Here is a 13,063-nt window from a genome sequence, read left to right as displayed (position 1 = left end):
CTCGGGGGAAGGCAGCTACCCGGCAAGAGGAAACATAACTGTTCATTCGCTGTCAACGGCGGTTAATGCTGTCCGGGATTTGCTCAAATCGCCGTTTGCATAATCTAATTTATGGAACTTTTGTAGGTTAATCTGGTTGTTGGTTTCCACGCAGAACTGAGCCTTACCCTGGGACTTGGCCTATCCTTCGTTACGATCGGTTGTTCGTGGCGGTCATCGGCTTTTCAATCGGGCTGTACCTGACCGTCTTCCGCATGATCGGTGGGGTAATCATGATCGGCATCGGCACAGTGCTGATGGTGCCTACGCTGCAGTCGCATCTGGCAAGTGCCGCAAGCCCGTTCGGAAACTGGACCGAGCAGCGGTATGGCGATTTCGATGCAGGCGGACTGAAAGGTCAGTTTCTTGTCGGCCTGCTGCTCGACTCCGTCTGGAGCCCTTGTGTCGGGCCGACGCTCGGCGCAGCATCGCTGCTGGCCGCCAGTGGCAAGAACCTCGGCCAAGTCGCCGCAACCATGCTGATATTCGGTCTGGGTGCGAATTTGCCGCTTCTGCTGCTCGGCTTTCTCTCTCGAGATACGCTGCTGCGCTCGCGCAGCTGGCTGCTGGGTGCCGGCCAAGGCGGAAAAGTTTTCCTTGGCGGTCTGTTGATCGTTGTCGGGCTGCTGATTGTCAGCCGGCTCGACAAGAAGGCTGAAGCGGTCATCGTTTCCCACTCTCCGTCATGGCTAACGGCGTTGACGACGCGCTTTTAGCAGGCTGTCTCAGTCGCCCACGTTCCCTTCACAGAAGAAGTCACGAAGATCAGAGCGAGATGTAAGTTCAACGCGTGGCGATCGGACGTATCCCGGTCGCCACGCGGCGGCTGACGGTGTCTGTTCAACCCGGGAGTTTATCGGCCAACACTTCCGGGCGTTTGATCTCTGGCGGCATTTCCAACAGTTCGTCGGCATGGGCCATCAATGCTGCGGCGACTTGACCGCCCAAATGCGCCTGACGGCCTGCCTCGGTGTCGAACGCGTCGAAGATGGCGAAAGTATTTTTGTCAAACCGCACGGCAAACCAGGCAACCGTCTGCGCCTCCTGATCGACAAGCGCTTCGGCACTTTTGAGAAAAGCAGCGACATCTTCCTCCTTGCCGGCCTTAGCCTTTAACTCAACATACAAAGCAACTGTGGTCATGATGGTGTCTCCTCTGGTGTTAAAAGAGCTGGATGATTGAATTGCGCGTCTTGCCGCAAACAGGACTGGTGGCACTTAGCCGATGAGAGCAGCATAGTTGGACGGGAAGAGCGCTCGTTTCGTCTCATCGTCGTTTTCACGTTTGAAAACATGATCCGCCCCGACCAGGCGCGCCCGTGCGACAGCCGGACGCGCGTCGATGGCTGCAAACCATCGCTTGATGTTTGGATAATCGGCAAGCGGTTCGTCCAAGCCTTTCAACACCCGCGATGCGCGATCGATCCAACCCCAGGCAGACATATCGGCGACCGTATAGTCCCCGCCAACCAGATAGTCGCGCCCCTGAAGATGCGTATCTAGGACACGATAATGCCGCTCCGCTTCGCTGCGGTAGCGGCTTGTCGCGTAGGGCGACTTATCGGCCGCGGCAAACTGAAAATGGACAGCCTGACCTGAAAACGGCCCCAGACCCGATGCAAGAAAAAGCATCCATGAGAGCAGCTCAGGGCGGTCGGCGGGCGCGCCTTGGAAGCGCCCTGTCTTTTCAGACAGATACAGCAGGATGGCCGTTGAATCGAAAACACGGGCATCCCCTCCACCCGGACCGTCAGTGTCGATGATCGCAGGCACTTTTCCGTTCGGGTTGATGGCACGAAAATCCGGGGAATGCTGCTCGCCCTTGCTCGTATCAACCGGATGGACGTCGTAGGGCAAACCGGCTTCTTCAAGAAAGAGAGCAACCTTTGCGGGATTCGGCGTCGGGTGAAAATAAAAATGGATCATGGGACCTTCGCTTTACGAAAGAGTAAGCCGATTTGTGCCGATTTGTTTAGCCGCAGGCTACGCTCGTAGCGCAGGCAATCACGGCAGAACGATAACGTCCAATCACGAATCACGCGATCGCGCAAAAGTCTGGCAGACACCAGAGATACACAGCGAAAGGCCGCTTTATTGGAAGGTTTCGTTCGACCCAGAAGTAGCCAGAATTTCATGTGCATCAATCTCGAAGCCGACCGCGAAGGCTCCCGAAAAGACGCTCGCTTAGCTGCCTGTTTTCACCATACGGTTGCGCTTTCAGACTTGTTTTATTCCCGCACTACCAGTTTTTCAATTGAAATCCCTACCCGCAGGATAAGGCATTTTCCACCGACGAGATTGCCGATGTAATAAGAGGACATCTTTTTGAAGTGTTCGCGAAACGAGCCACCACATTTTGAGGCTCTTTGTCTTTGGGTAGCCGTGTCAGTCAGCCGCGGATCGGTCCTTGCGGGACGCTGCTCACACCAGCCCGAATGGCTAAGAGCGGACGTGGGGAGACTTCACCAGCGCGCAACGCGGCGGCCGAGGATTGTACCGAGCACCACAAGTCCGGCAATCGCGATCGAGTACCAGGTCGCGACGAACAGCGGTGAATCGTCGGTGCAGTGGGCGGCGTAGAAGGTTGCGGCGATGCTGCCAGCAAGCAGGCCAGCAACGGCTCCGGCAAGACCAGGACGTGTTGGCGCGCCGTGACGAAGAGCCGTCAGAAAAACGGCCAGCGGGCCGAGACCGATCAACGGGATGAAGGTCAGGCAGACATAGACGTTGCTGCCCCACCAGACCGTGAGCAGCTGATCAGGGGGCACGACGAACAGTTCGGCCATCACCGCAGCGCCGATAAGGACCGGCGTCAGAACGAGCCAATGCGCGACGCGTCTGACATTGGAACCCGGACGCGACAACACCTGCAAGAGCGTAAAGGCGACGACGGCAAGCGTGAGCGTGACGGTGAATTTGAACAGGAACCGGAGCGTATGGGCGGCCACAGCGAAGTCGGGACGCGGACCAATCAGAACGAAGAAGACGCCCGCCGCGATGATCGTCGCAGTGACGATCGCCACCCACCACGCATAGCCAAGTGGCATCGCCTGCTTTGCTACATCTACCTTCAGGGCATTGACGAGGTCGTTGGTCTGCATTTTCAGCTCCGTCCAAACTTTTTCGCAATCGATCGCAAACCCCGGTGCAACGCCACGCGCACCGCCGTCTCGGTCATACCGAACTTCTCGGCCGTCTCGCCGATCGAGCGCCCCTCGACCGAAATCGCGGCAACGACAGAACGTTGGCCTGGCGCCAACCCATCCAGCGCACGGCCGATCTCTCGGTCGCTCACTGTCTCGGCTTCCGACTGGGCGACCGTCTCGGCGATGTCACCGATCTCGATCTCGACGCGGCGGCCACGCCTGCGAAAGGCGTCGATCAGCTTGAAGCGTGCGATCGCATAAACCCAGGGCAAGACGGGCGCGTCAGAGATCCAGGTATGACGCTTCATATGAATTGCCAGCAGCGTTTCCTGCACGATGTCCTCGGGATCGACGCCGCCCTGCACGATCTTCCGGCGCGCGAAGCCGCGCACGATGGCGGCGGTGCGTCCCAGAAAGGCGGCGTAGGCTTTCTCGTCCCCTGCGATCGCAGCGCGCAGCAGCATGGCAAGTTCTCTTTCGTCTCGGCCGTTCAACCCTTGTCTCTCCCATACGCGCGCAGAGGCCATCTTGTTACGCGGCAGCCGAAATATTGTCCAACCAAGCCACACCGTCGATCACGAATTCGTGTTTGGTGGGGTGTGTAACAGCAGGCTCCGCCACATCGAAAGGAAGGTTACGCGGCCGATAACCGGCACGCGGAAATTCCAAGAGGAGAACATCCATGAACCGTTCCACGCTCACCCTAGCCCTCGCCGGCTCGCTCGCCACCGCTATTGCGTCCGTTGCCTTCGCCGCGCCGCTGCCGGCGGAGAAAATGGTCGGCAACGAAAAATGCTACGGGATCGCGCTCAAGGGTCAGAACGACTGCGCTGCGGGCGCCGGCACGACCTGCGCGGGCACTTCGACGATGGATTATCAGGCCAACTCCTGGAAGGCCGTGCCAGCCGGCACATGCACCACCATGAACGTCGATGGCCACATGGGTACTCTGGAACCCATGAAGGGCTGATCCCCAATCGGAGGCCCGGCTATCCGGGCCTCCATCCTTAGCCGACCATTCCGGGGAGAACCGCAATGACTGCTTCAAAAACTCGAGCCGCCGCCCTGCCCGCGCGCGCCGGCCTGGGCCTCAAGCCCGAGCACTACGAGACTATCCTGGCCGATCGGCCAGATGTCGGTTTCTTTGAGGTGCACGCCGAGAACTACATGGGCGCTGGCGGGCCGCCGCATCGCTATCTTGAAGCCATCACGGAGCGCTATCCGCTTTCGCTGCACGGTGTCGGTCTGTCGATCGGCGCGGCACACGGGCTCGACAAGGCGCATCTGAAGCGGCTGCGGCGCTTGATCGATCGCTACCGGCCGCAGAGTTTCTCCGAACATCTGGCCTGGTCGACGCACGCCACGGGCTTTCTCAACGACCTGTTGCCGCTGCCCTATACACCGGAAACCCTCGCCCGTGTCATCGACCATGTCGATGAAACGCAGCAGGCGCTCGGACGAGAACTGCTGCTGGAAAACCCGTCGACCTATGTGCTGTTCGCCGACAGCACGATCGACGAAATCGACTTTCTGGCGACAATTGCGCAGCACACCGGCTGCGGCCTGCTGCTCGACGTTAACAATGTCATGGTCTCGGCGGTGAACCACCGGCTCGATGCCGCCACCTATATCAACCGCTTCCCGGTTGAGCTGGTCGGCGAGATCCACCTTGCAGGCTATGACGAGACCATCGACGACGCTGGCGACCGGTTGCTGATCGACGCCCATGGTACGGCGGTGAAAAGCGACGTGGTAGCGCTCTACCAGCACACGCTTGCGCGTAGCGGACCGTTGCCGACGCTGATTGAATGGGACAACGACGTCCCGGATTTCGCGACGTTGCAGGCGGAGGCGGCACGCGCGGATGCGATGCTCGCCACCGAAGCGCTCCGCCGCAACGGACGTCGGATCCGGGCGGCATGATCATGGACTTCGCAACCAGCCAGACCGCCTTTGCCGATGCATTGCTGCATGCCGACCGGCCGGTGCCGGACGGCATCACCAGCGCACGCGGCAGGGCTGACGCAGCACGGTTCGCCGTCTACCGCAACAACGTCTTTGTCGGGCTGACAAAGGCACTGGCGCAACGCTTTCCGGTGACGGAGCGGCTCGTTGGCTCTGAATTCTTTGTGGCAATGGCCCGTGCCTATGCCCAGGACCACAAGCCGGCCTCGCCGCTGATGATCGAATACGGCAGCAACTTCCCGGACTTTATCGCAGCCTTCCCGCCCGCAAGCGAACTGGCCTATCTGCCCGACGTCGCCCGGATCGAGGCCGCCTGGACGCGGGCCTATCACGCGGTGGACACCTTAGCGCTCGACCTTGCGGTACTCGCAGCTGTGGCGCCCGAGATGCTAGCGGACTTGCGGCTCGTCCCGCACCCTTCAGCGGGCTTGATTCAATCGGAATTTCCTGCTGGCTCCATCTGGAGCGCGCATCAGCGGGACATGGTTACGCCGGTTGTCGACTGGCGGCCGCAGGTCGTCCTGGTGGTTCGGCCGGAGATGACCGTCAACGTCCATATCCTGCCGCCGCAGGACGCTGTCTTTGCAACCTCCTTGTTCAACGCCGCCACTCTTGGCGCGGCGGCAGAAGCGGCATTTGCCGCTGGCCCCGCATTCGATTTCGGAGCGGCGCTGATGGGTCTTGCCAGTCTCGGTGCATTCAGCGCCCTCCAACCGGATGAAGGAAACGTCCCATGAACACCGAAGCAGCCCCCTCACACGGCTCTGGCGCTGCCCTTGCCGCCCTCGTCACACGTGCCGAAGGCCTGCTCGCCGCCGTTCCCCAATCGCTGCCCCTGCTGGCACTGCGCTTCGCGCTCGCGATACCCTTTTTCAAGTCGGGACTGACAAAATGGGACGGATTCCTGACGCTTTCGCAGGGGGCAAGATATCTCTTCGAACAGGAGTTCAAACTCCATATCTTCGGCAGCGAAATTCCCTACCCATTTCCATTGGCGATGGCGACGGCAGCGGGGATCGGCGAACTGATCCTGCCGATTTTGTTGATCCTTGGTCTGGCGACACGCTTTGCCGCCCTCGGCTTGCTGCTGATGACGGCGATCATCCAGCTCAGCATTCCAGATGGCTGGGCGAATTTCCACCTGCCCTGGGCGGCGATGGCGCTGGCACTGGTTGTGTTCGGCGGGGGCAGGATCGCGGTTGATCCGCTTGTCATGCCACGCTGCAAGTGACATGCGTTTGCAACCTGTTCGGGCCGCCGTGCATAAGTTGGCCATGCTGCTCGAGCCATCGGTTGCGCGACGCGCGCTTTGCTGACCGGGTCGATGGCGGACAAGACTTGTTCACACGGCGCCCGCGTATTCGCCTCTCGCCGGATAGTCGTTTTTGATGATGGATAACAGAGGTAATAATCCCATAGCCTCGGTAAGCGGTCGTCAAAACCCATTGCCGCGATCGACGGCCAGCTGGCGTCGAAACGTATCCCCCAGTCTGCTATGGTCTGGGCATAGGATTTGCCGAAATGCTCAATCTGCGTGAGCGCCAGTCCAGCTTTCCCAATCTGATCCGTCAAGGTCACTACGGCAAGGAAAGGAAAGATTACTGGTCGATATTGCCGTTGCCTCGATAAACGAACCGGCTGGCCGCGTCTGCGACGTCCTTCCCGACGTCGGCAAGGACAAGCTGGCAGCCATCGTCAAGGAGAGTCGGGCGAAAGGAGCCCTTGATCGGCGCATATATAAGGTAATGCGTGCTTCCTGGGCCAATCAAGTCCCTCAGTACCAAAATCTCGTCACCAGGATCATGCTTCTGTCCGTGGTCAACACGAAGGCCGCCACACCATGCCATAAGATCAGAACCGGCAGGTCAATCTAGGCGGCGTGATTACCGAGGCATCACAGCACTACTTACGACCTTGCCAGGCTCTCGTCCCGGTGACGGGACCTCATTGAGACAAAATTACAATTGCTTCGTCTCGATGCCTTTATTTATGCCGCGGAGGCTTCTTTGCCCCAACGAAACTCGGTCTCATCCACCCACAGACAATGAAGGACTGTCGCAAGCTTGCGGGCAAGCGCGACTTTGGCGCGTTTCATGCCACGCCGCTTTGCCACATCGACTGCCCATCGCTTCAGTGCCGAGAACCGAGTGGCGCGGGTCAGCATGATGTGGGCCGCCTCGTAAAGGGCCGTGCGCACCATTGTGTCACCGACCCGGCTGATGCCACCGTCCAGATCCGTCTCGCCGGATTGGTACTTCTTCGGCGTTAATCTGAAGTATGCTCCGACAGTTTGGGATTTTGCAAACCGACCAGGGTCGTCGACCGCCGAGCGATAGGTGATGGCAACGAGTGCGCCAACCCCCGGCGTGGTCATAAGTCTCTGGCAGACCCGATCCTGGCGAACGATCTTCAGCATCTCACGATGCATCTTGGTGAACTCGTTCCAAAGTGCATGACGGGCATGCAACATAGCACCGATGACGGTCTCCAACACAGGATGTCCGTCGACGAGCTCCAATATCCGTCCTTCAAATTGACCGCGGCTCACATCGCCGACCTTCAGACCATAGCCACGCAAAGTGCCCCGAATGCTCAACTCCACGTCACGCAATTTAGCTTGCAGCAGTTTGCGACCGGTCAGAAGCTGTGGCGCGGCGATCTGGATGAGAGGCGCGCGACAATCTGGATGAGAATCCTGTGTCGCTGGCTGGGTGAGTTTATCTGTTTGATGGACGCTCGCAAGCGTCATTCATTGGTCTGATTGACGCTCCGCGACAGACTTGTTTGCCGAGTTGATTGTCGCGTAGGAAGCGGGCCTTCCGCGCTGGCGTTTTGCCTCCATAGCAGAGCGACGCCGGTAGCTTTCTACGTTCATTTCGAAGATGGTTGCGTGATGGACAAGCCGGTCGACGGCGGCGAGCGTCATGGCTGGGTCCGGAAAGATCCGATTCCATTCTCCAAAGGGCTGGTTTGCCGTTATCAGCATGGACTTGCGCTCGTATCTTGCTGAGATCAGCTCAAACAGAACGCTCGTTTCGGCCTGATCCTTGGTGACGTAAGCAAGATCATCGAGGATCAGCAGATCGAATCTTTCGAGCTTGTTGATCGCGGATTCCAGTTGGAGTTCGCGGCGAGCGACCTGCAGCTTTTGAACGAGCTCCGTCGTGCGCGTGAAGAGGACACGCCAGCCATTCTCGATCAGTGCCAGCCCGATCGCCGCAGCGAGATGGCTTTTGCCGCCGCCTGGCGGGCCGAACATCAAAATATTGGCCCCTTTTGCGATCCATGCGTCGCCAGCGGTGATTGCCATGACCTGGGCTTTGGAGATCATTGGAACGACGTCGAAATCGAAGCTGTCGATGGTCTTTCCAGGTGGCAGTCTAGCGTCGGCAAGATGGCGCTCGATCCTGCGGCGGTCCCGTTCCGAGAGCTCGTGTTCGGCAATGGCCGAAAGGAAGCGCGCAGCCGGCCAACCTTCCTTGTCGGCTTGTTCAGCAAATTGCGGCCACAGAACCTTGATCGCCGGCAGACGGAGTTCATTGAGCAGCAGGGAAAGGCGTGCGGCGTCGACTGAGCTGCTATTCTTCATGCTGCATCTCCCATCGCGTTGGGCGCAATCAGAACTTCGTAGCTGGAAAGAGGAGCCAGCTGGACAACGACACCTGGTATTGCGGCCGGATCGGGAGCGAACAGTGCGTTCAGGCGCTTCATGTTCGGCAGCGTTCCCGCATCCAGACCGATCTGAAGCTGGTCGGCGAGTTCTGCTTCGCAACCGCGATCATGCGCAAGCGCCAGCAATTCGACCACCAGCTTGCAAGCCTGTTTCTCAGGCATGCGCTCGATCAGGCGCTCGAAGGTCTGCCGGTATGCTTGCCGCGGGAAGAGCTGATCGCGATAAACCAGACCCATCAGCGCCATGGGTTTGCGTCGCAGCGAATGAATGACATGCCGATAGTCGACGATCTGACTATGTTTGCCACTTGGCTGAGCTCTGCCTCTGGTCAGTGTCATCAAAGGCGTGCCGCCGACGAACAAATCGAGGCGATCGTCGAAGAGACGAATGCGCAGCGTATGACCGATCAGTCGGGAAGGAACAGTGTAGAAGACCTTGCGCAGAGTAAAGCCGCCGGTGCGCGAGACACGCAGGACAATCTCCTCAAAATCGGTCGTCCGTCTTTCCGGCAGCCGTTGCAGATGAGCCCGTTCCACATCGGTCCGCTTGCCCTTCAAGGCGTTGCGGCGGCTGACAATCTCGTCGATGAAGCTGCGATAGGCGTCGAGGTCGTCGAAGTCATTTGAACCGCGCATCAAAAGCGCGTCTTTGACAGCGCTCTTCAGATGGCCATGAGAGCTCTCGATCGAGCCGTTCTCGTGAGCAATACCCTTGTTGTTGCGTGTCGGCGTCATCAGGTAGTGAGCGCAGAGCTGTTCGTAGCGCTGCGTCAAATCCTGTTTTGCGTCCTTGTCGAGATTGCGGAAAGCCGCCGAAAGGCTATCCGTTCGATGGTTCAACGGTGTCCCACCGACGGACCAAAGAGCATTCTGCAAACCTTCGGCAAGGGCCACGAAGCTTTCTCCGCCAAGGATAACATGGGCATGTTCGAACCCAGACCAGACGAGGCGAAAATGATAAAGTAGATGATCGAGGGGTACGCCCGCGACGCGAATGCCAATGCTGTCCATATCGGTGAAGTCCGACTGTCCCAGTTTACCCGGTTCATGGATCTGCCGGAAGATCACCTCCTGATCCTGACCGAGCATGGCACGCCATGCACTGATGCGCCTTTCCAAAGTCCGACGAATTCCCATTCCAAGTTCTGGATGACGTCGCAGCATCTCGTCATAAAGCGCCACAGATCGAATGCCCGGCGACGATTGAAGGATCGGCACAACTTCAGCGTCAAATATGTTGACGAGTGGATCGGGACGCCGCCGCTCGCGGGGCAACTTCTTTTGAGAAGGAAGCCGGTTATCGCTGTCAATCCGGTAGGCGGTGGCACTGCTGATGGAGGATTTGGCGGCCGCAACCGCAATAGAATGTGTCTGACGCAACTTCATGAAAAGCCTCATCTGATGATCGTTTACATGGCGACCCGGCACTCGGTGCTCCTCTCAGGAATACACCTCGATACTGGGCCGGCCGCGATACACAGACGAGCTGAAAAATCTCGCCGTCAGCCCTGCTGGAACTCCGGTCGGGCTACGCCCTCCCTGCGTTCCAGCAGGGCTGACAGATTCTCATCTTGATTGACGCGCTTTCTCATCCTGATTGTCGCTACGCACAGAAGCGCACGAACATCCTGCGAGCCGGGAGACTTCGAATGCACTGAGCGATACCATCCCATCCGCAACAGCTGCGCGATGCCACGCGCATCTTTCCTGTCCGTCTTGATAATCATCGCCGACAGCGCGGCCTTCACGTGACGGGTTTCCAGCAGAACAACATCAAAGCCAGCTTTCGTCAGACCTTCATACAACCATTGAGACTATGGGCCTGCTTCCAGGCCGATCCGCTTCAAACCAAACCCCAGCGATGCAAAATGTTCGATGAGTGCATCCGGCTCGCTCGCGACCTTCATCTCGCGGATGATCTTGCCTGCCGAATCCACCAAACACACACTGCTTGCTTCCAAAGAAACATCAATTCCGGCAAAGTACTCCATGGCTGTTCCTCGCTTGATGTTTTGGGGCCGACCCGTTCGGACCCCGTTTCAACATCGTCATTCTGAGGGACAGCCACCAATCTGGCTACAATCTCGGAAGCGCCGGCACGTTACGGCATCTAGCGCGATGGCAGTTATGATCCCGTTTGACACTGGGGTTCTATCCTCCCTTTACGGTTGTGAGCCGGAGGTTAGGCGGATTTACGCCCCAGAGGGTGTACCCGGTGAAACCGAAAACGTCATGGTTGAAACGCGGCGACAATTCGGGCTGGGTTGTGGAAAAGCATATATTATTAGGTACGAATTTAATAATATAGTAATTTTCCAATAGGGATATTGCACCGTAGAGGTTTTTAGCCAGACGGGGTTCAACGTGTCAATCAAGCTCAAGCTCATTTCCAGTATCGGCCTGCTGGCGGTTTTGTTGTTGGTCACCAGCGTGACTGCGTTCCTCGCGCTCCGCTCGATCTCCGAGCGAACCCGCACGATCGTCGTCGATCGGGTCGAGCCGATGGCCCATCTGAAAATCGTCGCCGACATGTACGCCGTCAATATTGTTGATACGGCGCATAAGATCAGGAGCGGTGCCGTCGATTGGGTGGAGGGCGAGAAAGCCCTGCGCGTCGCACTGGAGTCCATCGAACGTTCCTGGTCGACCTATGCTGCAACCACTATGACGGATGAAGAACAAAAACTGGTTGACGGCTTCACGCTCCAGCGTAGCAATTCTCAGGCAGCGATCAATACCCTTGTCGACATCACGGCGCGAAAGGATCAGGCTTCGCTCGAAACGTTTGTTGTCAATCAGCTCTATCCGACGATCGATCCACTCGCCAAGCCCATCAGCGATCTGGTCTCTCTGCAGCTCCGGGTAGCCCAGGAAGAATTCACAGCCGCCAACACCTTGAGATCCGATATTGCCATGTGGATGAGCGTTATCGCCGCGGTCTCGATCGCCGTCGTCGGATTTGCGGTGTCGATGGTGATCGGCGGTGTGACGACCCCCCTCAAACGTATGCAGCAGGCGATGGGTCACCTTGCATCCGGTGACACAACGATCTCGGTTCCTTATGCCGGCCGCAAGGATGAAATTGGCGAAATGGCCGGTGCCGTCGAAGTTTTCCGGCAGGCGGCGCTGGCCAACAAACTGCTTGAAAACGAAGCTGTCGAGCAACGCGAGCGGACCGAGGCCGATCGCATGCGCGTCATTCAGGAGGCGGAAGACGCTGCCCAGGCGCGCCTGCGGCAGGCGACATCCGGGCTTGCGGGCGGGCTGCAGCGTCTGGCTGCGGGAGACCTTTCGTTCCTGCTGACGGAACCCTTTTCCGCCGACTTCGAACAGCTTCGTCATGACTTGAACGCCGCGATCAACCAGCTCGGTGGAACCCTTTCCGCTGTTGACCAGTCGTCCGGTTTGATCAATGACGGGACCCGGGAGATCAGCGCTGGCGCTGACGATCTGTCGCGTCGCACCGAAACACAAGCGGCATCGCTCGAAGAGACGGCGGCAGCGCTCGACCAGATCACGGTGAACGTTTCCAACTCGTCGAAGCGTGCGGACGAGGCGCGGACCGTGGCGATGCAGGCCAATGCCAGCGCCGCCCAGTCGGGCGCCGTGGTTGCGAACGCCGTCGATGCCATGGGCCGCATCGAGGAATCCGCCAGCCAGATCTCCAATATCATTGGCGTGATCGATGAAATCGCTTTCCAGACCAATCTTCTGGCGCTGAACGCCGGCGTCGAGGCGGCCCGTGCCGGTGACGCCGGAAAGGGTTTCGCCGTGGTCGCGCAGGAGGTTCGCGAACTGGCGCAACGTTCTGCCAAAGCCGCCAAGGAAATCAAGGAACTGATCCGCAATTCCAGCATCGAGGTCGCAGGCGGCGTCAAGCTGGTGCGCGAAACCGGCGAGGCCTTGAAGACCATCGAGACCTATATAGTGACGATCAACAAGCATATGGACTCGATCGCCACCTCAGCCCGCGAACAGTCACTTGGTCTTGCCGAGGTCAATACCGCGGTCAACCAGATGGACCAGGTGACCCAGCAGAACGCTGCGATGGTGGAGGAAACCAGTGCTGCGAGCGCCACGCTTGCCAACGAAGCGAGCCGCCTTCGCCAGTTGATATCAAAGTTCGTTCTTGCACCCGGCAACGGTTCCGCCAATGCTGCATCGCAAGGCTCACGCCGCGCTGCTTAAATAATAGCAGCGGTTCAAAGGGTGCTGTCAGGTCTGGATGGTCACCGTTTGGC

General features: G+C 58.6%; 13 protein-coding genes and 3 pseudogenes. 6 read left to right on the top strand and 10 right to left on the bottom strand.

The features are described 5' to 3' along the window. Positions 1-206 precede the first annotated feature (206 nt). Positions 207-755, top strand: a complete 549-nt coding sequence (locus tag R6X40_RS30645; protein ID WP_318418875.1) for a cytochrome c biogenesis protein CcdA — start codon at positions 207-209, stop codon at positions 753-755. 124 nt (positions 756-879) lie between these two features. Here R6X40_RS30645 and R6X40_RS30640 read toward each other — a convergent pair whose 3' ends face one another. The 5 genes from R6X40_RS30640 to R6X40_RS30620 form a co-directional block, all read right to left on the bottom strand. Beyond that, complete coding sequence (locus tag R6X40_RS30640) at positions 880-1,182, bottom strand: antibiotic biosynthesis monooxygenase (RefSeq protein WP_318418874.1); 303 nt, start codon at positions 1,180-1,182, stop codon at positions 880-882. Positions 1,183-1,257: 75 nt separating this feature from the next. Further along, complete coding sequence (locus tag R6X40_RS30635) at positions 1,258-1,965, bottom strand: glutathione S-transferase family protein (RefSeq protein ID WP_318418872.1); 708 nt, start codon at positions 1,963-1,965, stop codon at positions 1,258-1,260. A 536-nt stretch (positions 1,966-2,501) separates the two neighbouring features. Next, positions 2,502-3,140: an NrsF family protein gene (locus tag R6X40_RS30630; RefSeq protein ID WP_318418870.1), complete on the bottom strand. Its 639-nt coding sequence runs from the start codon at positions 3,138-3,140 to the stop codon at positions 2,502-2,504. Between the two features lie 2 nt (positions 3,141-3,142). Beyond that, positions 3,143-3,679, bottom strand: coding sequence for a sigma-70 family RNA polymerase sigma factor (locus R6X40_RS30625; RefSeq protein WP_318418868.1), 537 nt, complete (start codon positions 3,677-3,679; stop codon positions 3,143-3,145). Positions 3,680-3,716: 37 nt separating this feature from the next. Next, positions 3,717-3,869 (bottom strand): hypothetical protein, encoded by a 153-nt coding sequence (locus R6X40_RS30620; RefSeq protein ID WP_318418866.1) that lies wholly within the window; start codon positions 3,867-3,869, stop codon positions 3,717-3,719. On the opposite strand from R6X40_RS30620, the gene R6X40_RS30615 reads away from it, so the two are divergent. The 4 genes from R6X40_RS30615 (at position 3,868) to R6X40_RS30600 (ending at position 6,381) form a co-directional block, all read left to right on the top strand. After that, a complete protein-coding gene (locus R6X40_RS30615) occupies positions 3,868-4,155 on the top strand; it encodes a DUF2282 domain-containing protein (protein WP_318418865.1) in 288 nt (95 codons plus the stop codon). The two genes, R6X40_RS30620 and R6X40_RS30615, sit on opposite strands and share 2 nt — an antisense overlap. 65 nt (positions 4,156-4,220) lie before the next feature. After that, a complete protein-coding gene (locus tag R6X40_RS30610; RefSeq protein ID WP_318418864.1) occupies positions 4,221-5,108 on the top strand; it encodes a DUF692 domain-containing protein in 888 nt (295 codons plus the stop codon). Next, complete coding sequence (locus R6X40_RS30605; protein ID WP_412178500.1) at positions 5,105-5,887, top strand: DUF2063 domain-containing protein; 783 nt, start codon at positions 5,105-5,107, stop codon at positions 5,885-5,887. Before R6X40_RS30610 ends, R6X40_RS30605 begins: the two co-directional genes overlap by 4 nt. Beyond that, a complete protein-coding gene (locus tag R6X40_RS30600; protein WP_318418862.1) occupies positions 5,884-6,381 on the top strand; it encodes a DoxX family protein in 498 nt (165 codons plus the stop codon). Before R6X40_RS30605 ends, R6X40_RS30600 begins: the two co-directional genes overlap by 4 nt. Positions 6,382-6,554: 173 nt before the next feature. Here the strand turns inward: R6X40_RS30600 and R6X40_RS30595 are convergent. The 5 genes and pseudogenes from R6X40_RS30595 to R6X40_RS30575 form a co-directional block, all read right to left on the bottom strand. After that, a pseudogene (locus tag R6X40_RS30595) lies at positions 6,555-6,728 on the bottom strand (class I SAM-dependent methyltransferase); the annotation flags it as partial. 409 nt (positions 6,729-7,137) lie between these two features. Then, positions 7,138-7,794: pseudogene (locus R6X40_RS30590) on the bottom strand (transposase); the annotation flags it as partial. Between the two features lie 105 nt (positions 7,795-7,899). Beyond that, complete coding sequence (gene istB / locus R6X40_RS30585; RefSeq protein WP_318418860.1) at positions 7,900-8,739, bottom strand: IS21-like element helper ATPase IstB; 840 nt, start codon at positions 8,737-8,739, stop codon at positions 7,900-7,902. Continuing rightward, positions 8,736-10,220: an IS21 family transposase gene (istA, locus tag R6X40_RS30580; protein ID WP_318418858.1), complete on the bottom strand. Its 1,485-nt coding sequence runs from the start codon at positions 10,218-10,220 to the stop codon at positions 8,736-8,738. The genes istB and istA overlap by 4 nt, the downstream gene beginning before the upstream one ends. A 149-nt stretch (positions 10,221-10,369) precedes the next feature. After that, a pseudogene (locus R6X40_RS30575) lies at positions 10,370-10,813 on the bottom strand (IS110 family transposase); the annotation flags it as partial. Between the two features lie 373 nt (positions 10,814-11,186). On the opposite strand from R6X40_RS30575, the gene R6X40_RS30570 reads away from it, so the two are divergent. After that, positions 11,187-13,010: a methyl-accepting chemotaxis protein gene (locus R6X40_RS30570; protein WP_318418857.1), complete on the top strand. Its 1,824-nt coding sequence runs from the start codon at positions 11,187-11,189 to the stop codon at positions 13,008-13,010. Positions 13,011-13,063: the final 53 nt, after the last annotated feature.

It is taken from the genome of Rhizobium sp. PL01, from assembly GCF_033447125.1.
Taxonomy (GTDB): domain Bacteria; phylum Pseudomonadota; class Alphaproteobacteria; order Rhizobiales; family Rhizobiaceae; genus Pararhizobium.
This window is presented reverse-complemented; position numbering and strand designations above follow the sequence as displayed.